General features: G+C 56.8%; 20 protein-coding genes. 6 read left to right on the forward strand and 14 right to left on the reverse strand.

Annotation, left to right across the window (positions count from 1 at the left end; all coding sequences use genetic code 11):
* The first annotated feature begins 17 nt into the window (after positions 1-17).
* Together ptsI and crr are read left to right on the forward strand one after the other, a co-directional pair.
* Positions 18-1745, forward strand: coding sequence for a phosphoenolpyruvate-protein phosphotransferase PtsI (gene ptsI / locus KW829_RS05225; protein ID WP_218307736.1), 1728 nt, complete (start codon positions 18-20; stop codon positions 1743-1745).
* Positions 1746-1785: 40 nt separating this feature from the next.
* Entirely contained in the window at positions 1786-2295 is a 510-nt protein-coding gene (gene crr, locus KW829_RS05230) for a PTS glucose transporter subunit IIA (RefSeq protein WP_003861316.1), read from the forward strand.
* Between the two features lie 44 nt (positions 2296-2339).
* On the opposite strand, the gene pdxK is transcribed toward crr, so the two are convergent.
* From pdxK to KW829_RS05280, 10 genes are all read right to left on the reverse strand, one after another.
* Positions 2340-3176, reverse strand: coding sequence for a pyridoxine/pyridoxal/pyridoxamine kinase (gene pdxK / locus KW829_RS05235; RefSeq protein WP_042716109.1), 837 nt, complete (start codon positions 3174-3176; stop codon positions 2340-2342).
* Between the two features lie 5 nt (positions 3177-3181).
* Positions 3182-4093 (reverse strand): cysteine synthase CysM, encoded by a 912-nt coding sequence (cysM, locus tag KW829_RS05240; protein WP_089597871.1) that lies wholly within the window; start codon positions 4091-4093, stop codon positions 3182-3184.
* A gap of 113 nt (positions 4094-4206) precedes the next feature.
* A complete protein-coding gene (gene cysA, locus KW829_RS05245; protein ID WP_042716105.1) occupies positions 4207-5301 on the reverse strand; it encodes a sulfate/thiosulfate ABC transporter ATP-binding protein CysA in 1095 nt (364 codons plus the stop codon).
* A complete protein-coding gene (cysW, locus tag KW829_RS05250) occupies positions 5291-6166 on the reverse strand; it encodes a sulfate/thiosulfate ABC transporter permease CysW (protein WP_010433766.1) in 876 nt (291 codons plus the stop codon). The genes cysA and cysW overlap by 11 nt, the downstream gene beginning before the upstream one ends.
* Complete coding sequence (gene cysT, locus KW829_RS05255) at positions 6166-6999, reverse strand: sulfate/thiosulfate ABC transporter permease CysT (RefSeq protein WP_089597870.1); 834 nt, start codon at positions 6997-6999, stop codon at positions 6166-6168. The genes cysW and cysT overlap by 1 nt, the downstream gene beginning before the upstream one ends.
* Positions 6999-8012 carry a thiosulfate/sulfate ABC transporter substrate-binding protein CysP gene (gene cysP, locus KW829_RS05260; RefSeq protein WP_010433770.1) on the reverse strand — a complete coding sequence of 338 codons (1014 nt, stop codon included), beginning with the start codon at positions 8010-8012 and terminating at the stop codon, positions 6999-7001. Before cysP ends, cysT begins: the two co-directional genes overlap by 1 nt.
* Before the next feature lie 173 nt (positions 8013-8185).
* Complete coding sequence (locus KW829_RS05265) at positions 8186-9085, reverse strand: Dyp-type peroxidase (RefSeq protein ID WP_218307737.1); 900 nt, start codon at positions 9083-9085, stop codon at positions 8186-8188.
* 92 nt (positions 9086-9177) lie between these two features.
* Complete coding sequence (locus KW829_RS05270) at positions 9178-9753, reverse strand: RpoE-regulated lipoprotein (RefSeq protein WP_218307738.1); 576 nt, start codon at positions 9751-9753, stop codon at positions 9178-9180.
* A 63-nt stretch (positions 9754-9816) separates the two neighbouring features.
* A complete protein-coding gene (locus KW829_RS05275; RefSeq protein ID WP_218307739.1) occupies positions 9817-10266 on the reverse strand; it encodes a DUF2919 domain-containing protein in 450 nt (149 codons plus the stop codon).
* Positions 10253-10678, reverse strand: a complete 426-nt coding sequence (locus KW829_RS05280) for a GNAT family acetyltransferase (RefSeq protein WP_003861292.1) — start codon at positions 10676-10678, stop codon at positions 10253-10255. Before KW829_RS05280 ends, KW829_RS05275 begins: the two co-directional genes overlap by 14 nt.
* A gap of 212 nt (positions 10679-10890) precedes the next feature.
* On the opposite strand from KW829_RS05280, the gene amiA reads away from it, so the two are divergent.
* Both amiA and hemF read left to right on the forward strand, forming a co-directional pair.
* Positions 10891-11766, forward strand: a complete 876-nt coding sequence (gene amiA, locus KW829_RS05285; RefSeq protein WP_042718951.1) for an N-acetylmuramoyl-L-alanine amidase AmiA — start codon at positions 10891-10893, stop codon at positions 11764-11766.
* Positions 11766-12665 carry an oxygen-dependent coproporphyrinogen oxidase gene (hemF, locus tag KW829_RS05290; RefSeq protein WP_218307740.1) on the forward strand — a complete coding sequence of 300 codons (900 nt, stop codon included), beginning with the start codon at positions 11766-11768 and terminating at the stop codon, positions 12663-12665. The genes amiA and hemF overlap by 1 nt, the downstream gene beginning before the upstream one ends.
* 88 nt (positions 12666-12753) lie before the next feature.
* Here hemF and maeB read toward each other — a convergent pair whose 3' ends face one another.
* On the reverse strand, positions 12754-15033 hold the full coding sequence (gene maeB, locus KW829_RS05295; protein WP_047346690.1) for an NADP-dependent oxaloacetate-decarboxylating malate dehydrogenase: 2280 nt from the start codon (positions 15031-15033) through the stop codon (positions 12754-12756).
* Positions 15034-15279: 246 nt separating this feature from the next.
* Between maeB and tal the strand changes: the two genes are divergently transcribed.
* Both tal and tkt read left to right on the forward strand, forming a co-directional pair.
* Positions 15280-16230, forward strand: coding sequence for a transaldolase (gene tal, locus KW829_RS05300; RefSeq protein ID WP_010433786.1), 951 nt, complete (start codon positions 15280-15282; stop codon positions 16228-16230).
* Positions 16231-16249: 19 nt separating this feature from the next.
* On the forward strand, positions 16250-18238 hold the full coding sequence (gene tkt / locus KW829_RS05305) for a transketolase (protein WP_218307741.1): 1989 nt from the start codon (positions 16250-16252) through the stop codon (positions 18236-18238).
* A 149-nt stretch (positions 18239-18387) separates the two neighbouring features.
* Here the strand turns inward: tkt and KW829_RS05310 are convergent, their stop codons facing one another.
* The 3 genes from KW829_RS05310 to aegA all read right to left on the reverse strand — a co-directional run bounded on the left by KW829_RS05310 (position 18388) and on the right by aegA (position 22175).
* Positions 18388-19431 (reverse strand): DUF1176 domain-containing protein, encoded by a 1044-nt coding sequence (locus KW829_RS05310; RefSeq protein ID WP_218307742.1) that lies wholly within the window; start codon positions 19429-19431, stop codon positions 18388-18390.
* A gap of 109 nt (positions 19432-19540) precedes the next feature.
* The gene (nudK, locus tag KW829_RS05315; protein WP_218307743.1) at positions 19541-20131 is read right to left on the reverse strand and encodes a GDP-mannose pyrophosphatase NudK; all 591 of its coding nucleotides are present in this window, start codon (positions 20129-20131) and stop codon (positions 19541-19543) included.
* A gap of 67 nt (positions 20132-20198) precedes the next feature.
* Positions 20199-22175 (reverse strand): formate-dependent uric acid utilization protein AegA, encoded by a 1977-nt coding sequence (gene aegA / locus KW829_RS05320; RefSeq protein WP_218307744.1) that lies wholly within the window; start codon positions 22173-22175, stop codon positions 20199-20201.
* Between the last annotated feature and the right edge of the window lie 49 nt (positions 22176-22224).

Here is a 22224-nt window from a genome sequence, read left to right on the forward strand (position 1 = left end):
ACAAGTAAGGTAGGGTTATGATTTCAGGCATTTTAGCATCCCCGGGTATCGCTTTCGGCAAAGCACTGCTGCTGAAAGAAGACGAAATCGTCATTGACCGGAAAAAAATTTCTGCCGACAAGGTTGATCAGGAAGTTGAACGTTTTCTGAGCGGTCGTGCCAAGGCATCTGCGCAACTGGAAGCGATCAAAACTAAAGCTGGCGAAACTTTCGGTGAAGAAAAAGAAGCCATCTTCGAAGGGCACATCATGCTGCTCGAAGATGAGGAGCTGGAGCAGGAAATCATAGCCCTGATTAAAGATAAAGGCATGACGGCCGACGCGGCTGCGCATGAAGTTATCGAAGGTCAGGCAACTGCCCTGGAAGAACTGGATGATGAATACCTGAAAGAACGTGCGGCTGACGTACGTGACATCGGTAAGCGCCTGCTGCGCAACATCCTGGGTCTGGCCATTATCGATCTGAGCGCGATTCAGGATGAAGTGATCCTGGTTGCCGCCGACCTGACCCCGTCCGAAACCGCACAGCTGAACCTGAACAAGGTGCTGGGTTTCATCACTGATGCAGGTGGCCGTACCTCCCACACCTCTATCATGGCGCGTTCTCTGGAACTGCCTGCCATCGTGGGTACCGGTAGCGTCACTGCTCAGGTGAAAAACGACGACTATCTGATTCTGGATGCCGTAAACAACCAGGTTTACGTCAACCCAACTAACGAAGATATCGAGCAGCTGCGCGCCGTTCAGGAGCAGGTTGCAACCGAGAAAGCGGAACTCGCTAAACTGAAAGACCTGCCAGCCATTACGCTGGACGGCCATCAGGTAGAAGTGTGCGCGAACATCGGTACCGTACGCGACGTTGAAGGCGCTGAGCGCAACGGTGCGGAAGGTGTAGGTCTGTATCGTACTGAATTCCTGTTCATGGACCGTGACGCGCTGCCAACTGAAGAAGAACAGTTCGCTGCGTACAAAGCCGTGGCTGAAGCCTGTGGCTCTCAGGCGGTTATCGTCCGTACCATGGACATCGGTGGCGACAAAGAGCTGCCGTACATGAACTTCCCGAAAGAAGAGAACCCGTTCCTGGGCTGGCGCGCAGTGCGTATCGCCATGGATCGTAAAGAGATCCTGCGTGACCAGGTTCGCGCGATTCTGCGTGCATCCGCTTTCGGTAAACTGCGTATCATGTTCCCGATGATCATCTCTGTTGAAGAAGTGCGTGCACTGAAGAAAGAGATCGAAATCTACAAACAGGAACTGCGCGACGAAGGTAAAGCGTTTGACGAGTCAATCGAAGTGGGTGTGATGGTGGAAACACCAGCAGCCGCAACAATTGCGCGTCATTTAGCCAAAGAAGTTGATTTCTTTAGTATCGGCACCAATGATTTAACGCAGTACACCCTGGCAGTTGACCGTGGTAATGATATGATTTCACATCTCTACCAGCCAATGTCACCGTCCGTACTGACGCTTATTAAGCAAGTAATTGATGCTTCTCATGCAGAAGGTAAATGGACTGGCATGTGTGGTGAGCTTGCAGGCGACGAACGTGCTACACTTCTGTTGCTGGGTATGGGTCTGGACGAATTCTCTATGAGCGCCATTTCCATCCCGCGCATTAAGAAGATTATCCGTAACACGAACTTCGAAGATGCGAAGGTGTTAGCAGAGCAGGCTCTTGCTCAACCGACAACGGACGAGTTAATGACGCTGGTTAACAAGTTCATTGAAGAAAAAACAATCTGCTAATCCACGAGATGCGGCCCAATTTACTGCTTAGGAGAAGATCATGGGTTTGTTCGATAAACTGAAATCTCTGGTTTCTGATGATAAGAAAGACTCCGGAACTATTGAGATTGTTGCTCCGCTCTCCGGCGAGATCGTCAACATCGAAGACGTGCCGGATGTAGTGTTTGCTGAGAAAATCGTTGGTGATGGCATTGCTATCAAACCAACTGGCAACAAAATGGTTGCTCCAGTTGACGGCACCATCGGTAAAATTTTTGAAACCAACCATGCGTTCTCTATCGAATCTGATAGCGGTATCGAACTGTTCGTTCACTTCGGTATCGACACCGTTGAACTGAAAGGCGAAGGCTTCAAGCGTATCGCAGAAGAAGGCCAGCGCGTTAAAGTTGGCGACCCGGTGATTGAATTCGATCTGCCACTGCTGGAAGAAAAAGCGAAGTCTACCCTGACTCCGGTTGTTATCTCCAACATGGACGAAATCAAAGAACTGATCAAACTGTCCGGCAGCGTGACCGTGGGCGAAACCCCGGTTATCCGCATCAAGAAGTAATTCTTGCCGCACAAAGAAATGGCGCCTTCGGGCGCCATTTTTGTTTATGCGGGGAGAATAAGCTCGTCGTAACCTTTCGACTGGGTATAAACCATCACGTCCGTCACCCGATCCCCTGCTTTGCGAATCGCCTCAGCAATGGTTTTGCCTTCGACAATTCCGCTGACCAGCTCCGAACAGAACAGATCGCCCGTCCCTTTCAGATCGGTTTCGACACGAGGGTGCGCGCTCACGGTCACGCTTTCTTTACTCACCAGCACCACGTGGATATTTTCCGGGTCATCGGCCACCGGCGCACTGGTGATCGCAACCCATTTCAACGTATCTGAGAGCAACCCCTGTGCGGCGACAATCGCGCTTTCAGGAGTACGGCACGGTTTGCCGCTTAACACTTCCAGCTCAAAGACGTTCGGCGTAATCCCCTGCGCCAGCGGCAGCAGATGCTCGCGATAGGCTTCAGGGATATCCGGTTTCACGTACATCCCGCTGTCGATATCGCCGATAACCGGGTCGACCAGCACCAGCAGATCGGGATGCTGCACTTTGATGGTCTTGAGCCACTGGGCCAACAGTTTTATCTGGCTGGCACTGCCCATATAGCCAGTGGTGACCGCCTTAAGCTCGCGCAGGATCTCGCGCTCGTTCAGGGCCTTAAGATAGCCGCTAAACCACTCGTCGGGGATCACCCCACCGTAGAAAGTGTCGTAGTGCGGCGTGTTGCTGAACAGCACCGTCGGCACGGCAGTCACGTTCAGCCGATGGGTACGAATATTTGGCACAGCGATACTGTTGCCCACGCTGCCGTATACCACCTGCGACTGCACCGCAACAATATCGGTTTGCTGCGCCCGGGTTTTATCCCGGAATAGAATCATCTCCATGACGCTTAAATCCCCGCCCCCTGCGAATAACTCTCTTCACCAAAGACGCCGGTAGAGAGGTAACGATCGCCGCGATCGCAAATAATTGCCACCACTACGGCACCCGGGTTTGCCTTTGCCACCCGAATCGCCCCCGCTACCGCGCCGCCCGAGCTGACGCCGCAAAAGATGCCTTCGCGCACGGCCAGCTCACGCATGGTATTTTCCGCCTCGCGCTGGTGAAGATCCAGCACCTGATCCACAAGCTGCGCATTAAAGATGCCCGGCATGTATTCCGCCGGCCAGCGGCGAATCCCCGGGATGCTGCTCCCCTCTTCCGGCTGCAGGCCAACAATGGTGACGGCTTTCTCCTGCTCGCGCAGGAAACGCGACACCCCGGTAATAGTGCCGGTGGTCCCCATGCTGGAGACAAAGTGGGTGATGCGCCCGTCGGTTTGTTGCCAGATTTCCGGGCCGGTGGTGGTGTAGTGCGCGTACGGGTTGTCCGGATTGTTGAACTGATCGAGCAGTTTACCTTCACCGCGCTCGGCCATTTCTAACGCTAAGTCGCGTGCGCCTTCCATACCCTGCTCTTTGGTCACCAGAATCAGCTCGGCCCCGTAGGCACGCATTGCGGCGCGGCGCTCCTGGCTCATGTTGTCCGGCATCAGCAGCTTCATGCGGTAGCCTTTCAGCGCGGCGATCATCGCCAGCGCGATACCGGTGTTGCCGCTGGTGGCCTCGATCAGCACGTCGCCCGGCTTGATTTCACCGCGTTTCTCGGCCTGAACAATCATCGACAGGGCGGCACGGTCTTTCACCGACCCCGCCGGGTTATTGCCTTCGAGTTTGACCCAGATTTCACTGCCGTTATCCGGCCCCATGCGCTGAAGCTTGACCAGAGGCGTGTTGCCGATGGTGTGTTCTAATGTATTCATGATCGCTGTCCAATAAAAAGCCCGGTGGCGCTTCGCTTACCGGGCCTACAGACGTCATATTGTAGGCCGGGTAAGCGCAGCGCCACCCGGCAAAACTACGTAATCCTAACCTATCAGGCTGTCTCTGCCAGAGCAATATCCTCGCGCGTCTCGATGCGCTCCTTCCCGTGATAAATACGCGCATGCTGCAGCCCAACAAACAGACGCTCACCCCGGTGCGGCGGCTCTTCGTCGCGCATCACCACGGTCAGCGGCTCGGTATACCAGCCCAGCGGCTGTACCACCAATTGGGTGTAGTGACCTTTAGGGCTAGCTTCCAGCACCTGTACCGGCAGCGGTGAATCCAGGCTGGTGCGACGGCTGACGTCCACTTCCCACGGACGCAGGAACAGATCGACCGGCCCCTGATGCGCGGAGGTATAGCCCAGCGGCCAGCGGTGCGCGCCGACGTGGAACTGACCGCCGCGAATGGTGCCCTGCAGACGGTTCACTTCGCCCATAAACTCCAGGACAAAACGGGTCGCCGGTTCGCGCCAGAGCTGTTCAGGCTCGTCAACCTGCTCGATGTTCCCCTGGCTCATCACCACCACGCGGTCCGCGACTTCCATCGCTTCTTCCTGATCGTGGGTCACGAAGACGCTGGTGAACTTCAGTTCTTCATGAAGCTGACGCAGCCAGCGACGCAGCTCTTTACGCACCTGTGCGTCCAGCGCGCCGAAGGGTTCATCCAGTAGCAGGATTTGCGGCTCAACGGCTAACGCGCGCGCCAGCGCCACGCGCTGTTTCTGCCCGCCGGACAGCTGGGCAGGGAAACGGTCGGCCAGATGCGCAAGCTGCACCATCTCCAGCAGTTTGGTCACTTTCGCTTTGATAGTTGCCGCATTTGGTCGCTCGCGACGCGGCAGCACCGTCAGACCAAACGCGATGTTGTCGAACACGGTCATATGGCGGAACAGCGCGTAATGCTGGAACACAAAGCCTACTTTACGATCGCGGGCATGCAGGCGGCTCACGTCGGTGCCGTGAAAGCGGATATGTCCGCTGGTCTGATGCTCAAGCCCGGCGATAATACGCAGCAACGTGGTTTTACCGGAACCTGACGGCCCCAACAGCGCGACCATTTGTCCGGAAGGGATATCCAGCGAGATATCATTCAGCACCTGGGTGCGACCAAAAGACTTCTTAATATTGGCAATCTCAATGCTCATGATTTCCCTCCTGATGCAGACGTTTTTCCTGATTCTCTAAACGCCACTGCACCACACTCTTCAAAAACAGGGTCAAAATCGCCATCAGCGTCAGCAACGCTGCGGCAGTAAAGGAGCCGATGGTGTTATAGTCCTGCTGCAGCAGCTCAATCTGTAGCGGCAGCGATAGGGTTTCACCGCGAATAGAGCCGGAGACGACGGATACGGCGCCGAACTCCCCAATCGCGCGTGCGTTGGTCAGTACCACGCCGTAAAGCAGCGCCCAGCGGATATTCGGCAGCGTCACGCGACGGAACATCTGCCAGCCTGACGCTCCCAGCAGCACCGCCGCTTCGTCTTCGTTGCTTCCCTGGCTTAACATCACCGGCACCAGTTCACGCACCACAAACGGACAGGTCACAAAGATAGTCACCAGCACCATGCCCGGCCAGGCGAACATAATCTGCAGGTTATGCTCATCCAGCCAGCCGCCCAGCGGGCCGTTAGAGCCGTAAAAGAGCAGGTAAACCAGACCGGCAACAACTGGCGACACGGCAAACGGAATATCCAACAGGGTCAACAGCATCTGACGACCCGGGAAGTTGAAGCGCGTCACCAGCCAGGCCAGCAGCGTACCGAACACCAGGTTGACCGGTACCGTGATCAGCGCAATCAACACGGTCAGCCAGATGGCGTGCAGCATATCCGGGTCCGCCAGATTTTCCAGCGCGGGCATAATCCCTTTACTGAATGCCTGGACAAAGATATAGACCGTTGGCACAACGAGAATAAGTGCGGATACCAGCACGCCCGTCCCAATCAGAAACCATTTTGCCCAGTTGATGCGGGGCGCATCGTAACGCTTCAATTGAGTAACTTCCGCCATCAGTGACCTACCACACGTCGACCAAAGCGACTTTGCAGAGTGTTAATCGAGTACAGCAGCAGCAGCGACGCGGCGAGGATCACCGAAGCAATCGCGCTCGCAGCCGGATAATCAAACTCCTGCAAACGCACAAAAATCATCAGCGAGGTCACTTCCGTTTTCCACGCGATGTTCCCGGCGATGAAGATCACCGCACCAAACTCGCCGAGGCTACGGGTGAAGGAGAGCGCCACGCCCGCCAGCAGCGCCGGAGAAAGCTCTGGCAGCACAACCTTGCGGAAACTCTGCCAGCGCGTCGCCCCCAGCGTTTCCGCCGCTTCTTCATATTCCGGGCCTAAATCTTCCAGTACCGGCTGTACGGTTCGCACCACAAACGGAATGCTCGTGAAGGCCATCGCTACCGCGATACCGAGCCAGGTATAGGTCACTTTGATATCAAACTTCGCCAGCCACTCGCCGTAAAAACCGTTCACCGAGAACAGCGACGCCAGCGTTAAGCCCGCCACCGCCGTTGGCAGGGCAAACGGCAGATCCATCAACGCATCAAGCAACGTGCGGCCCGGGAAACGGTAGCGGGTTAAGATCCACGCCATCAGCAGGCCGAACAGGCCGTTAAAAATCGACGCCACAAACGCCGACAGTAGCGTCACCTTATAGGCTGCCACCACCTGCGGGTTGGTTATGACCTCCCAGTACTGGGCCCAGCTCATATCAGAGAGCTGCACCACCAGCGCGCTGAGCGGTAACAACAAAATCAGGCAGACGTACAGCAGGCTGGTTCCGAGGCTTAAGGTAAAGCCCGGCAGCACGCGTTTTGTCGATACTGCAAACATTACTTACGCCCCGCCGCCAGCAATTTATCTAACTCACCGCCGCTGACAAAATGCGTTTTCATCACTTCAGGCCATGAGCCGAAATGGTCTTCCACGCGGAACAAATCGGTCTGCGGGAATTTATCTTTCAGCTTGTTCATCACGTCCGGGTTATTCACGCGGTAGTAGTAATCGGTAATGATGGTCTGCGCCTGCGGGCTGTACAGGTAGTTGAGATAGGCTTTTGCCGCTTTCTCGGTACCGTTTGCCTGCACGTTTTTATCCACCCAGGCCACCGGGAACTCGGCCAGAATGTTAGTTTTCGGGATAACCACTTCGAAGCCCTGCGCTTCGTACTGTTTACGGATATTGTTTACTTCGGACTCGAAGCTGATCAGGACATCGCCAAGACCACGCTCCGCGAAGGTTGTGGTCGCGCCGCGGCCGCCGGTATCAAACACTTCGACGTTTTTCAGGAACTGGGTCATGAACTGCTCGGTCTTCGCTTTATCGTTACCGTCAGCTTTATCCGCCGCGCCCCATGCCGCCAGATAGGTATAACGCGCGTTGCCGGAGGTTTTTGGGTTCGGGAAAATCAGTTTTACGTCGGAACGCACCAGGTCGTTCCAGTCGTGGATGTTCTTCGGGTTGCCCTTGCGCACCAGGAAGCCCATGGTGGAATAGAACGGCGAGCTGTTGTTTGGCAGACGGCTCTGCCAGTCCGCCGGGAGCAGCTTGCCTTTGTCGTGCAGGATCTGCACGTCCGTCACCTGGTTATAGGTCACCACATCGGCCTTCAGTCCCTGCAGGATGGCCAGCGCCTGTTTGGATGAACCGGCATGGGACTGCTTGATGGTCAGCTTGTCGCCGTTATTGTCTTTTGCCCACTGCTGTTCAAACGGTGGGTTAAGGGCGGCAAACAGCTCGCGGGAGACATCATACGAACTGTTAAGCAGCTCGGTTGCCTGCGCCTGCGCCACCAGCAGTAAACCTGCCAGTGCCAGCGATCCTTTTTTTAGTACAGTAACGGCCATTGCGCACCCTTATAAATGTGATGACTATCTTATGGTCATAATATTTATAACGAGGTCGAAAGGAGTAACGGTTTTATATACCGTTTGGTGATTTAGAAGCAGAAAAGGGAATAAGGGGGCGGCCTGATGGCCCTCACCCCAGCCCTCTCCCACAGGGAGAGGGAGAAAGGTCATTACAGCGCCAGCAGGCGCTCAACGGACGGGGCGAAGTAGTAGCCGCCGGTCACCGGTTTCGTGAAGCGCAGCATGGCGTCGCGCTTGCCGTCGGTATCACCAAACATGCTCAGCAGCTGCTGTTCAATGTTATACAGGCGCGCGCAGTAGGCGCAGAAGTAAAGGCCGTGCGTGCCGCTGGCCGTACCGTACGGCAGGCTCTGGCGGACAATCTTCAGCCCTTTTCCGTCTTCTTTGAGGTCAACGCGGGTCAGGTGAGAGGTAACGGGACGGTCATCGGCGTCGATCTCTTCGTTGGCTTCTTTGGTTCGGCCAATCATCATCTCCTGGTCGTGCACGCTCATGCGGTTAAGCTGCTTGAGGTTGTGCTCCCAGCGCTGCACGAACACGTAGCTGCCACCTGCATCAACACCGTCTTTGATCACCGCCACGTCGCGACGCGTCTCTTCGCCTGCCGGGTTTTCGGTGCCGTCAACGAAGCCGCTCAGATCGCGCTCCTCCACCCAGCGGAAGCCGTGAACCTCTTCCTGCACCTCGATGCTGTCGCCAAAGGCCTCAACAGCAGCCTGGGCTACGGAGAAGTTCACGTCGTGACGCAGGGAAAGAATGTGGATCAGCACGTCGTACTGCGTGGCGGGTGCAAGGCCTTTGCCGTAAGGGATAAAGTCTTTTAACTCTTCCGCCCCTTCGCCACCGCTCAGCTGACGCCAGACGTTATTGCCAAAGGCGACAACGGCACCGAGGTGGGCTTCCGGAAATTTAGCCTGGAAGGTCGCCAGTTTATCAACGAACACTTTACTGGCCGCACGCAGGGCATTCACGTCCCCTTTAACATTGGCTTCAATCCAAATCGCCGCGCGGCAATGTTCTGGCAAAATGCCACTCTGAACCTGAGACATCGCTCCTCCTGAAATAAAGATGCCACGTCAGCGTGGCATTGATGGCGGCTATTATACCCGGATTTCAGCAAGACGGTTTGTTCAGGCGCAAATTACTGCTTCCAGAGTATTTCGCTCACTTTCCAGTTTTTCAGCGTGTCGTCAGATGGCATTAACCCCTCCGGACCGCTCCACTCTCCGGTGAACAGGTAGCTGATGTGCTGGCTGCCTTCAGCCTTACATTCCACCGCAACCTTGTCGTCAGACGGCACGCTGGTGCAGTTGCCGAACGCCTGTTTATAGAGATCGCTAAACGGGGTCCCCACTTTCACACCGGTTGCGGTTGGAATGTCTTCATCCATCACCGCGATACGGTTTACCGTGCCTTTATCACCATTAATCACCAGCGCCAGCGTGTCACCCTTCAGCGCTTCGAAGTAACGCACGATATTGCCATTTTCGGTTTTCATGCCGCTGCGCAGGCGATAATCACTGCTCAGGGCATCCTGAATGGCATCCTGATCCAGCGCGGTTGACGCGGTAATTTTTCCTACGCCCTGCTCGGTCACTTCGGTGGAAGAACCAAACCAGTTCCACGGATACGCAGAAGACCAGTTAATAGAGGAGAGCGTCGAACAGCCGGTCAACGCCAGCGGAAGAGCGCATAAAAGTAAACGCAGCGATTTCATTGAAACGTCCTTTCTAATTAAATCAACGCTTGTTGGAGTGCGACTTCGGCAAAAAGTGCCGAATTAATCATCCTGATGCCTAAAACAGGCGTGAAGGCGAGGATTGGTCAGCAGCCACAGCAGCGCCACGATATCGGCAACGACCAGCGCAATACCGGTGCCCGTGAGCGGCTCACCGTACCACCAGAGTACCGGCTGCCAGAAGAGCAGCGCAATTTGGGCAAGGATCAGCAGCCAGCGAAGCGCGCCCCAAAAGCGAGGGATCAGATGCCGCCGTCCGCTGACCAAAAACGCCAGTACGGCCGGAATGCCCGGCAGTAATCCGATCCAGAATGCATCGTGATCGGGATAGAAGAGATTCAGCAGCGTGTCGCCCTGCCCGCGCGACGCTCCGGCCATTACAAACAGCACCCAGGTGCGGGCCTGTAACAGCAGAACGCACCAGAACAGAAAAGGCAGCCTGACACGGCCCTGCGCGTCATAGTCAGCCGGATGGATCTCAGTACTCTTCATCTTCGATCAAACGCTTGCCCAGAGTCAGGACGTCAGCATGCTCGTAGCCCAGACGCTCATACATGCCCAGCACCACGTCGTTATCTTCTCGCACCATAATCTGAATTTTCGGACAGCCGCGAGCGATGAGTTTCTTTTCCAGGCGATTGAGCAGCGCATTGGCAATGCCGCGCGCCCGGTATTCCGGATGCACGCCCAGATAATAGGCCGAACCGCGGTGGCCGTCGTAACCGCCCATCACCGTACCGACAACCTCACCGTTCACTTCCGCGACCAGAAACAAACTGACGTCGTGATTCACCTTACGTTCGATGTCCATTTCCGGGTCGTTCCACGGACGCAGCAGATCGCAGCGCTCCCAAAGGGTAATCACCTCTTCGAAATCTTCCTGGCGAAAAACGCGTATCTCCATGGTATTAACCGCCTTTTTGGGTTTAAAAACAGTGATTATGGCGTGAACCCTGCGTTTAGCCAATAACCGGGGAAAATCTCGCCAAAATTTGGCATAATGTCACTTTGTCACGTATTGAAATGAAAAGTAAAACAATTATCAATAAGGACTGTCGTAACGGTAATCACGATACGATATAACACCAGGATCGCAATTTTTACTATTCAGGCCGCATGAGCACATTCAAACCATTAAAAGCACTCACATCGCGTCGTCAGGTTCTCAAAGCGGGGCTGGCGGCCTTAACGTTAACGGGCATCGCTAAGCAGGCTCAGGCAAAAGACGAGAGCACGCTTAAAACCAGCAACGGGCACAGTAAACCGAAAGCCAAAAAGCCGGGCGCGAAGCGTCTGGTGATGCTCGATCCGGGCCACGGCGGCATCGATACCGGCGCCATCGGCAAAAACGGGTCGAAAGAAAAACACGTCGTGCTGGCGATTGCAAAAAATGTGCGATCGATTTTACGCAGCAACGGCATTGACGCCCGCCTGACGCGCTCCGGGGACACCTTCATTCCGCTGTATGACCGCGTGGAGATCGCCCACCAGCACGGCGCGGATCTGTTTATGTCGATCCACGCAGACGGCTTTACCAACCCTTCGGCAGCAGGCGCATCGGTGTTTGCGCTTTCCAACCGTGGTGCCAGTAGCGCCATGGCAAAATACCTCTCCGACCGCGAAAACCGGGCGGATGAGGTCGCCGGAAAGAAAGCCACCGATAAAGACCATCTGTTGCAGCAGGTGCTGTTCGACCTCGTGCAGACGGACACCATCAAAAACAGCCTGACACTCGGCTCGCATATCCTGAAGAAGATTAAGCCGGTGCATCGTTTGCACAGTAAAGGCACCGAGCAGGCGGCGTTTGTGGTGCTGAAATCGCCGTCGATTCCGTCGGTGCTGGTGGAAACCTCTTTTATTACCAACCCGGAAGAAGAGCGGCTGCTCGGCACCACGGCGTTCCGCCAGAAGATCGCCAACGCCATCGCCTCCGGCATTATCAGCTACTTCAACTGGTTCGATAACCAAAAAGCGCACTCCAGGAAACGTTGATGAAACCCAATGCACAGCTGGTCAAAAAATTCCTGCTGCAGCTGCAGGATGATATTTGCCGGAAACTGGCCGCCGTAGACGGCGGTGAATTTCAGGAGGATAACTGGCAGCGCGAAGCGGGCGGCGGCGGGCGCAGCCGGGTGCTGCGTAACGGCGGCATCTTCGAACAGGCGGGCGTCAATTTTTCCCACGTTCACGGCGACGCGATGCCCGCGTCTGCGACGGCGCATCGCCCTGAGCTGGCGGGCCGCAGCTTCGAAGCGATGGGCGTCTCGCTGGTAGTGCATCCGCACAACCCGTTTGTGCCGACCAGCCACGCTAACGTGCGCTTTTTCATTGCGGAAAAACCGGGGGCCGACCCGGTCTGGTGGTTTGGCGGCGGTTTCGATTTAACGCCCTATTACGGCTTCGAAGAGGATGCCGTGCACTGGCACACTACCGCGCGCGATCTCTGTCTGCCGTTTGGCGAAGACGTCTACCCGAAATTTAAAAAGTGGTGCGATGACTACTTTTACCTGAAGCACCGCGACGAACAGCGCGGCATCGGCGGGCTGTTCTTTGACGATCTCAACACGCCGGATTTTGATACCGCGTTCAGTTTTATGCGCGCGGTAGGTGAAGGCTATACCGACGCCTATCTGCCCATCGTCGAACGCCGTAAAAACACCGACTACGGCGTGCGCGAGCGTGAGTTCCAGCTTTACCGCCGCGGCCGCTACGTGGAGTTCAACCTGGTGTGGGATCGCGGGACGCTGTTCGGCCTGCAGACCGGCGGGCGCACGGAGTCGATTCTGATGTCGATGCCGCCGCTGGTGCGGTGGGAGTACAGCTACGAACCAAAAGAAGGCAGCCCGGAGGCTGCCTTGCGTGAGTTTATTCAGGTTCGGGACTGGGTGTAACCCCCTCACCCCTGCCCTCTCCCAAAGGGAGAGGGAGTATAAATTCCCTCTCCCTTTGGGAGAGGGTTAGGGTGAGGGGTGGGGTTAATTACAGAGGCTGCGTTTGCGCCTCAACCACCGCTAGCGCCACCATATTCACGATACGACGCACAGAGGCAATCGGCGTTAACACATGCACCGGTTTCGCCACGCCCATCAGTACCGGTCCTACGGTCACCCCTTCAGAGCTGGAGACGCGCAGCAGGTTATAGCTGATACGCGCCGCTTCCACGTTTGGCATAATCAGTATGTTGGCCGATCCCTTCAGCGGGCTGTCCGGCATACGTTCGTTGCGGATGCTCTCCACCAGCGCCGCATCGCCGTGCATCTCCCCGTCTATCATCAGCTCCGGCGCACGCTCGCGCACCAGCTCCAGCGTCTGACGCATTTTGCAGGCCGCCGCGGATTTAGACGAACCAAAGTTTGAGTGCGACAGCAGCGCCACCTTCGGCTCGATACCAAAGCGGCGCACGGTCTCGGCGGCCATCACGGTGATCTCCGCCAGCTCGTCCGGGCTCGGATCGTCGTTAACGTAGGTGTCAGCAATAAAGGTGTTCCCGCTCGGCAGCAGCAGGGCGTTCATCGCCCCGGCGGTATGGACGCCGTCGCGATAGCCGAAGATCTCCTGCACCACGCTAAAGTGCTCGTGGTAATCGCCGATGGTGCCGCAGATCAGCGCATCCGCTTCGCCGCGATGGACCATGATCGCGCCGATCACCGTCGTGTTGCTAATGACGGCTTTCTGCGCCTGCTCCTGGGTGATCCCACGGCGCTTCATGATCGCGTAGTATTCGCTCCAGTACTCTTTGAAGCGCGGATCGGATTCGTTATTAACGATCTCGAAGTCGACGCCCGGCTTAATCTGCAGGCCGAGCTTTTGAATGCGCATCTCAATGACGCTCGGACGACCAATCAGGATCGGCTTCGCCAGCCCTAAGGTGATCAGCTCCTGAGTGGCGTGCAGCACGCGCGCCTCTTCCCCTTCCGCCAGCACCACGCGCTTCGCGTCGGCACGCGCCTGAGAGAAGATCGGCTTCATGAACAGGTTAGTTTTGTAGACGAACTCGGTGAGCTTATCGACGTAAGCGTCGAAATCCTGAATCGGTCGCGTCGCCACGCCGGAGTCCATCGCCGCTTTGGCAACGGCTGGCGCAATTTTCACAATCAGACGCGGATCGAACGGTTTTGGAATGATGTAGTCCGGGCCAAAGCTCAGATCCTGATCGCCGTACGCAGACGCGACCACTTCACTCTGCTCGGCGTGCGCCAGCTCCGCGATGGCATGAACGGCGGCAAGCTTCATCTCTTCGTTGATCGCCGTTGCGCCGACGTCCAGCGCGCCGCGGAAGATGAACGGGAAGCAGAGCACGTTGTTCACCTGGTTCGGGTAGTCCGAACGACCGGTGCAGATAATGGCATCTTCACGCACCGCTTTCGCCAGCGGCGGCAGGATTTCCGGCTCCGGGTTCGCCAGGGCCAGGATCATTGGCGCACGCGCCATCTTCTTCACCATTTCCTGAGTCAGCACTTTCGGGCCGGAACAGCCGAGGAAGATATCCGCGCCGTCAATAACGTCCTCAAGCGTGCGTTTGCCGTCGTCTTCCACCGCGTACGCCGCCTTGGTTTCCGCCATGTTCGGCTCGCGGTCTTTATAGATAACGCCCTTGGAGTCGCAGACCACAATGTTGTGTTTCTGCATACCCAGCGCCACCAGCAGGTTCATACAGGCAATCGCCGCCGCGCCCGCGCCGGAGACCACCATGCGCACGTCGGAGAGATTTTTCTCGACCACGCGCAGGCCGTTCAGAATGGCGGCGGTGCTGATAATCGCCGTGCCGTGCTGGTCATCATGGAACACGGGAATGTTCATACGCTCGCGCAGCTTCTGCTCGATATAGAAACATTCCGGCGCTTTGATGTCTTCCAGGTTGATCCCGCCGAAGGTGGGCTCCAGCGCAGCCACCACGTTGATGAATTTATCGGGATCGAGTTCGTCCACCTCGATATCAAACACGTCGATACCGGCGAATTTCTTGAACAGAACGCCCTTCCCTTCCATCACCGGTTTACCGGCCAGCGCGCCAATGTTGCCCAGCCCCAGCACCGCCGTACCGTTAGAAATAACGGCAACAAGGTTGCCGCGCGCGGTGTATTTGTAGGCTGCCAGCGGGTCTTTTTCGATTTCCAGACACGGCGCAGCGACGCCTGGCGAATAGGCCAACGCCAGATCGCGCTGGGTCGCCAGCGGCTTGGTAGGGGAAACCTGGATTTTGCCCGGGACAGGAAACTCGTGAAAATCGAGGGCACTCTGTTTTAACTGATCGTCCATCTTGTTATTCCTTTTACGTATCGGTCAGATAGTATCGCCGCAGGACAGCGCATAAACTTTGAAGGCTGCCAAACTCTCACCATCACACATTAAAAATTGTTATCAATTTATAACAGCCATGTTACCCGTCTCAAAAGCAATGCTTCCCCCGTCTGCTATGCTTTTTTGTTAAGTCCATCATGATTTTCTCAGAAGTGTGAACTAACGCACTCATCTAACTCTTTTATTTCCAAGGAGTAATGATTTATGAACCAGCTAGACGGCATCAAACAATTCACCACCGTGGTTGCAGACAGCGGTGATATCGAGTCGATTCGCCACTACCAGCCGGAAGACGCGACCACCAACCCTTCGCTGCTGCTCAAGGCGGCCGGGCTTGCCCATTTTAGTCATCTGATTGATGACGCCATTGCCTACGGTAAGCAGCGCGGGAAAACGCAGGAGCAGCAGGTCGCCGAAGCCAGCGACAAGCTGGCGGTTAATTTTGGTGCAGAAATTCTGAAAAGCATTCCGGGGCGCGTGTCGACCGAAGTGGACGCCCGCCTCTCGTTTGATAAAGAAAAAAGCATTAACAAAGCCCGCCGCCTGGTGGAACTCTACCAGGAGCAGGGGATCGATAAATCCCGCATTTTGATTAAGCTCGCGTCGACGTGGGAAGGCATTCGCGCCGCGGAGGTGTTGGAAAAAGAGGGCATTCACTGCAACCTGACGCTGCTGTTCTCCTTTGCCCAGGCGCGCGCCTGTGCCGAAGCGGGCGTATTCCTCGTCTCGCCGTTTGTCGGGCGCATCTACGACTGGTATCAGGCAAAACAGCCGATGGATCCGTACGTGGTGGATGAGGATCCGGGCGTTAAATCGGTCCGTAATATCTACGACTACTACAAACAGCACCGCTACGAAACCATCGTGATGGGGGCCAGCTTCCGCCGTACCGAGCAGATCCTCGCCCTGGCAGGCTGCGACCGTCTGACCATCTCCCCTAACCTGCTCCAGGAGCTTCAGGACAAAGAAGAGACGGTGATCCGCAAGCTGGTGCCGACCTCCACCGTTTTGCCAAAACCGAAAGCCATGACCGAAGCAGAGTTCCGCTGGGAGCACAATCAGGACGCAATGGCCGTCGACAAGCTCGCGGATGGCATCCGCCAGTTCGCCGTCGACCAGCGCAAACTCGAAGATCTTCTTGCCGCCAAACTTTAACCTTGCCACGGAGTGAACTATGTCCCGTAAAGAGCTCGCCAATGCCATTCGCGCCCTCAGCATGGATGCCGTGCAAAAAGCCAATTCCGGCCATCCCGGCGCACCAATGGGCATGGCCGATATTGCCGAAGTGTTGTGGAACGACTTCCTGAAGCACAACCCGAGTGACCCCACCTGGTACGATCGCGACCGATTTATTCTTTCCAACGGTCACGCATCGATGCTGCTCTACAGCCTGCTGCATCTTTCCGGCTATGACCTGCCGCTTGAGGAGATAAAAAACTTCCGCCAGCTGCATTCCAAAACGCCGGGCCACCCGGAAATTGGCTATACGCCAGGTGTAGAAACCACCACCGGCCCGCTCGGCCAGGGGCTGGCCAATGCGGTCGGGCTGGCGATTGCCGAACGCACGCTGGCGGCGCAGTTTAACCAGCCGGACCAAGAGATTGTCGACCACTACACCTACGTGTTTATGGGTGACGGCTGCCTGATGGAGGGGATTTCGCACGAGGTCTGCTCGCTGGCGGGCACGCTGGGACTCGGCAAGCTGATCGGGTTTTACGATCACAACGGCATCTCCATTGACGGGGAAACCGAAGGCTGGTTTACCGACGACACGGCAAAACGCTTCGAAGCCTACCACTGGCACGTGGTGCATGAGATTGACGGTCACGACCCTGAAGCCGTGAAAAAAGCGATTCAGGAAGCGCAGAGCGTGAAGGACAAACCGTCCCTGATTATCTGCCGCACGGTCATCGGCTTCGGCTCACCGAACAAGGCGGGCAAAGAGGAGGCGCACGGCGCGGCGCTGGGTGACGAAGAAGTGGCGCTGACCCGGCAGAAGCTGGGCTGGAAATACCCGCCATTTGAGATCCCGAAAGAGATCTACAGAGCCTGGGATGCCCGCGAAGACGGTGAGAAAGCCCAGCACGCCTGGAACGAAAAATTTGCCGCCTACAAAAAAGCGCATCCGGAGCTGGCGGCCGAGTTTTCACGCCGCATGAGCGGGGGCCTGCCGGAAGACTGGGACGATAAAACCCAGGCGCTGATTGAAAACCTGCAGTCCAACCCGGCGAAAATTGCCACCCGTAAGGCGTCGCAAAATACCCTGAACGCAATAGGTCCTATTCTGCCCGAACTGCTGGGCGGCTCGGCGGATCTGGCGCCGAGTAACCTGACCATCTGGTCCGGCTCGACATCGCTGAAAGAGGACATTGCCGGGAACTACATCCACTACGGCGTGCGCGAGTTCGGGATGACGGCCATTGCCAACGGCATCGCCCATCACGGCGGCTTTGTGCCCTACACGGCCACCTTCCTGATGTTCGTCGAGTACGCCCGTAACGCGGCGCGCATGGCGGCGCTGATGAAGGCGCGGCAAATCATGGTTTATACCCACGACTCCATCGGGCTGGGGGAAGATGGGCCCACGCACCAGGCGGTTGAACAGCTGGCGAGCCTGCGCCTGACGCCGAACTTCAGCACCTGGCGCCCGTGCGACCAGGTCGAAGCGGCGGTGGGCTGGAAGCTGGCGGTGGAACGCCACAACGGACCAACGGCATTAATTCTGTCGCGCCAGAACCTGGCGCAGATTGAGCGCACCCCGGAGCAGGTGAAAAACATCGCCCGCGGCGGCTACATCCTGAAAGACAGCGGCGGCAAGCCGGACGTGATCCTGATTGCTACCGGTTCCGAGGTGGAAATCACGGTGAAAGCCGCGGAGAAACTGACCGCCGAAGGACACGCGGTGCGCGTAGTATCTCTGCCTTCCACGGATATTTTTGATGCACAGGATGAGGCGTACCGGGAATCGGTCCTGCCGTCCAGCGTCGCGGCACGCGTGGCGGTGGAGGCCGGTATTGCCGACTACTGGTACAAGTATGTCGGGCTCAAAGGGGCGATTGTTGGCATGCGGGGTTACGGTGAGTCCGCCCCTGCCGATAAGCTGTTCCCGTACTTCGGCTTTACCGTTGAGAACGTGGTGGAGAAAGCGCTGAGCGTGATCTAGTGCGGCCTGCGTGCCCGGTGGCGCTACGCTTACCGGGCCTACGGTTCGAAGTGTCGTCGGCCGGGTAAGGTGCAGCCGCCACCCGGCACATTGTCACATACCGCAGGATTCGTAGGCCGGGTAAGGCGAAGCTGCCACCCGGCAAAAAGCTACCGCGTAATCCACAGCGTGGGCCAGGCGTCTGGCCCGTTCCAGTTATCACAGCTGGGCTCTTCCGCATAGCGGACCAGGCGGAAGCGCTGGCCGTCAAAACGCCAGCGCGTCTGGATCCCGCAATCCCCAATGCCCCGCCCTAACGCCAGCGTGGTCAGCTCACGCGTTTTCTCATCAAAGCTGGCATTCATCAGCTCCATCTCGCTGCTGTTGCTTGAAGGGGTAAATGGCAGACGCAACCTGATGCTACGGGCAGAAAACGGCTTTTTGCGCGAAACCTGCCATGCCAAATCGACGGTGTTATACGCCCCGGCCTCACAGCTGACGATCAACAGCGCTTTGTCATCGGTTAATGCGGTAACGCGGACTTCACGGCGGTTCGGATCAAGCGAGCATTGACTGTTATTCATCCTCCAGGTGCCATAATCCAGCAGGTCGTTCAACTCTTCATGGGTCAGCGGCGTCGGTGTCGGGTTGACGACCGCCACCTCTTTTAATGCGGGTGCGGGCGGCACGCTCAGCGGCGGACTGTTCCCTTTTTTTATCCAGGCTGTTTTGCTGCCGACGCGTTTTTGCTGGGCATCGATAAACAGCAGCGCCGCTTTCAGGCCATCCAGTGAGATAACCTGCTTGCCACCCTGCAACGTCAGGGCGTGCCCTTCCTGAATGTTTTTCAAAAAAGCGGTGATGGTGGCGGCATCGTCAGTCTTCAGATGCCAGGGCGTTAATTGCCAGTGCTGAGGCGAAAGCTTAAGCGGTACGTCATCCAGCAGCAGTCGCGGCGCGATATCAGGCTCTTTCACGACGGGGTCAGAAAGCCCACCGAGATCGATCCGCAGCGTGGCGTCCGTTTTCGCGCCCGCGCTGCGGCTGAGCGTCATGACCAGACCGCGATGTTCACCGGTATTTCGCGCAACGCAAAAATTCTGGTTATTGCAGGTGACCTGCCAGTCAGAGAAGGACTGCTGGGCGGGAGCAGCCCACACCAATGGCGCGGGTAGCACGCAAAACAGGAAGAGAATAAAAACGCAGTAGCGCATGGATGGCACAATCCCGGAAACGAAAACGTCAAACTGGGCAGTATCTTCGTGTCCGAACCGGGCTTGCTCAATCGGATTTATCGGATAGATTTATCTGAAATGTAATCTATCACCGTTCGAAAGAGGGGTTCATGATCCCGGTCGTTTGTAGGTACTGCAACAATATTACGGCTTTACCGTCCCTGATCTCTCCGCTTCTCACCATTGCCAGTGCCTGAGAAAACGGCATTTCCAGCACCTCAATATCCTCGTCTTCAACGCCACCGCCCCGGTGAGTGCGCTGCGCATCGTTGTATTCCGCAATGAAGAAGTGGACAATTTCCGTCACGCCGCCTGGCGACATGAACAGTTCGAACACCTTTTTCACCTCACCCACTTCAAAGCCCGTTTCTTCAACGGCCTCTTTGCGGATACAAACCTCAGGCTCATCATCGTCAAGCAGACCTGCGCAGGTTTCAATGAGTCGTCCGTCAGGATTGCCATTCACCCATGTCGCCACCCGAAACTGGCGAATCAATACCACGGTCTGTTTTTCACGGTTGTAGAGCAAAATGGTTGCGCCATTGCCACGGTCGTAGACCTCGCGCTTGTGGCGTATCACTTCACCATTCTTACGCGTTAAATCATAGGTGATGTTACGCAGGACAAAGTAATTTTCGGACAGGATTTTGTCTTTAATAACGTCAATTTTGAGGGTCATACGGGCTCCACGACATAATGAGTGCAGTTATACTACGCCGTGGAGCGCGCTTTGTCGCCGGTCGGATTTAGTGCGCCTTTGGCGCTGTTATCTCAAGCCAGTCGAGAATACCCTGCGCCGCATGGCGCCCCTCAGCCATCGCAGTGACCACTAAATCGGCACCGCGCACAGCGTCACCTCCGGCAAAAATTTGCGGGTTGCTGGTCTGGTAACGATAGTGCCCTTCGACAGAGGCAATGATGCGCCCCCAGTCATCCGTTTCCACGCCCTGGGCCTGCAGCCAGGGCATCGCGTGCGGGTTAAAGCCAAACGCCATGATCACCGCATCGGCAGGCAGGACGAACTCACTGCCTGCAACCGGAACGGGACGACGACGACCCTGCGCATCCGGTTCACCCAGTTCGGTGCGCAGCATCCGGATACCGTTGACCTTCCCGTCCGAAGCAAGCACCAGCTCGACGGGCTGGACGTTAAATTCAAACGCCGCCCCCTCCTCTTTCGCGTTCTTCACCTCTTTTTTCGACCCCGGCATGTTGGCCTCGTCCCGGCGATAGGCACAGGTCACTTTGGCGGCCCCCTGCCGCAGCGCGGTTCGCACGCAATCCATCGCCGTATCCCCTCCGCCGAGTACCACCACATTCAGCCCCTGCGTGTCGATAAACGGCTCAGAGGCGCTCGACTCAAGCCCCATCACATGGCGGGTGTTCGCCACCAGGAACGGCAGCGCGTCATAGACACCCGGCGCATCTTCATGAGGGATACCGGCCTTCATGGAGCGGTAGGTTCCTACGCCAATAAACAGGGCATCATAATCACGCTGCAGCTGCGTCAGAGAGACATCGCGTCCCACTTCGCAGTTGAGTTCGAACCGGATCCCCATCGCGGTAAATATCTCTCTGCGCCGCGCGAGCAGGGATTTATCCAGCTTGAAGGCGGGAATGCCAAACGTCAGCAGTCCGCCGATTTCCGGATGGCGGTCATACACCGTCACGCTCACGCCGCTGCGCACCAGCACGTCGGCGCACGCCAGCCCTGCCGGGCCTGAGCCAATAATGGCCACCCGCTTGCCCACCGGGAGGACGTCGCTCATGTCCGGCGTCCAGCCCATCGCCAGCGCCTGGTCTGAGATGTAGCGCTCGATATTACCAATGGTCACGGAACCAGACTCATCGCGCAGCGTGCAGGCACCTTCGCATAAGCGGTCCTGCGGGCAAACGCGGCCAGTAATTTCCGGTAAACAGTTGGTTTGATGGGAGAGTTCTGCCGCGCCAGTGATATCCCCCGCGTTGACGCGCGCAATCCACTGCGGAATGTGGTTGTGCAGCGGGCAGGTCCACTCGCAGATGCTGTGCTCCCCGCAGGTCAGGCAGCGGGACGCCTCACGTCTGGCCTGTTCAGCCCGAAACGGCAGATAGATTTCGTTGAAATGGCAGGCGCGTTCTTGCGCCGGCAGCTTGTCTGGCTCGCCCCGTGGAGGAGTATTGTGCAACTGCTGTAGTTTGGTTTGCGGCTGAACCTGTTGCACCGCCTCGCCGTGCCACGGCTGCGCTTCCAGTCGCGCGGTGCGCGTGCGCCGCGCTTTCGACAGGTTATCCAGCACGGCGGGTGTGGCAAGCGTGAGCACGTCAGCCGGGCAGTTTTCAATACAGGCAGGCCCCTGAGACCGCGCCAGGCAGAGATCGCATTTGTGCGCCGACGCCTTCACGCTCGCGTTATCCAGCGGCGTAACGATGATGTCCATCGTGCCGAACGGGCAGGCTACCACGCAGGCTTTGCAACCAATGCATTTGTGTTGATTCACCTGTACGCTGTCGCTGTGCTTGCTGATAGCCCCGTTCGGGCAGTTGTGCTCGCAGGGGGCATTTTCGCAGTGGTGGCAGGTAACGGGACTGTTCTTCCCCTTTGATTTGAGGACCGCAATGCGGGGATGAAAATGGCGCTCACTCAGAACATGTTGCTCATCGTTGTGCGCCATCACACACGCGACCTCACAGGCACGACACCCTATGCATTGCTGGCTGTTGGCCATAATAAAACGATTCATAACGACACCTGTTTTTGGTTCAATAACCTTATTCTTTCTATATGTACTG

The organism is Enterobacter sp. ENT02 (assembly GCF_019219165.1).
Taxonomy (GTDB): domain Bacteria; phylum Pseudomonadota; class Gammaproteobacteria; order Enterobacterales; family Enterobacteriaceae; genus Enterobacter; species Enterobacter mori.

Bases quoted from the DNA above. Each gene is read 5' to 3' on its own strand.
- ptsI (WP_218307736.1), top strand. From the start codon at position 18: ATGATTTCAGGCATTTTAGCATCCCCGGGTATCGCTTTCGGCAAAGCA.
- crr (WP_003861316.1), top strand. From the start codon at position 1,786: ATGGGTTTGTTCGATAAACTGAAATCTCTGGTTTCTGATGATAAGAAA.
- pdxK (WP_042716109.1), bottom strand. From the start codon at position 3,176: ATGGAGATGATTCTATTCCGGGATAAAACCCGGGCGCAGCAAACCGAT.
- cysM (WP_089597871.1), bottom strand. From the start codon at position 4,093: ATGAATACATTAGAACACACCATCGGCAACACGCCTCTGGTCAAGCTT.
- cysA (WP_042716105.1), bottom strand. From the start codon at position 5,301: ATGAGCATTGAGATTGCCAATATTAAGAAGTCTTTTGGTCGCACCCAG.
- cysW (WP_010433766.1), bottom strand. From the start codon at position 6,166: ATGGCGGAAGTTACTCAATTGAAGCGTTACGATGCGCCCCGCATCAAC.
- cysT (WP_089597870.1), bottom strand. From the start codon at position 6,999: ATGTTTGCAGTATCGACAAAACGCGTGCTGCCGGGCTTTACCTTAAGC.
- cysP (WP_010433770.1), bottom strand. From the start codon at position 8,012: ATGGCCGTTACTGTACTAAAAAAAGGATCGCTGGCACTGGCAGGTTTA.
- KW829_RS05265 (WP_218307737.1), bottom strand. From the start codon at position 9,085: ATGTCTCAGGTTCAGAGTGGCATTTTGCCAGAACATTGCCGCGCGGCG.
- KW829_RS05270 (WP_218307738.1), bottom strand. From the start codon at position 9,753: ATGAAATCGCTGCGTTTACTTTTATGCGCTCTTCCGCTGGCGTTGACC.
- KW829_RS05275 (WP_218307739.1), bottom strand. From the start codon at position 10,266: ATGAAGAGTACTGAGATCCATCCGGCTGACTATGACGCGCAGGGCCGT.
- KW829_RS05280 (WP_003861292.1), bottom strand. From the start codon at position 10,678: ATGGAGATACGCGTTTTTCGCCAGGAAGATTTCGAAGAGGTGATTACC.
- amiA (WP_042718951.1), top strand. From the start codon at position 10,891: ATGAGCACATTCAAACCATTAAAAGCACTCACATCGCGTCGTCAGGTT.
- hemF (WP_218307740.1), top strand. From the start codon at position 11,766: ATGAAACCCAATGCACAGCTGGTCAAAAAATTCCTGCTGCAGCTGCAG.
- maeB (WP_047346690.1), bottom strand. From the start codon at position 15,033: ATGGACGATCAGTTAAAACAGAGTGCCCTCGATTTTCACGAGTTTCCT.
- tal (WP_010433786.1), top strand. From the start codon at position 15,280: ATGAACCAGCTAGACGGCATCAAACAATTCACCACCGTGGTTGCAGAC.
- tkt (WP_218307741.1), top strand. From the start codon at position 16,250: ATGTCCCGTAAAGAGCTCGCCAATGCCATTCGCGCCCTCAGCATGGAT.
- KW829_RS05310 (WP_218307742.1), bottom strand. From the start codon at position 19,431: ATGCGCTACTGCGTTTTTATTCTCTTCCTGTTTTGCGTGCTACCCGCG.
- nudK (WP_218307743.1), bottom strand. From the start codon at position 20,131: ATGACCCTCAAAATTGACGTTATTAAAGACAAAATCCTGTCCGAAAAT.
- aegA (WP_218307744.1), bottom strand. From the start codon at position 22,175: ATGAATCGTTTTATTATGGCCAACAGCCAGCAATGCATAGGGTGTCGT.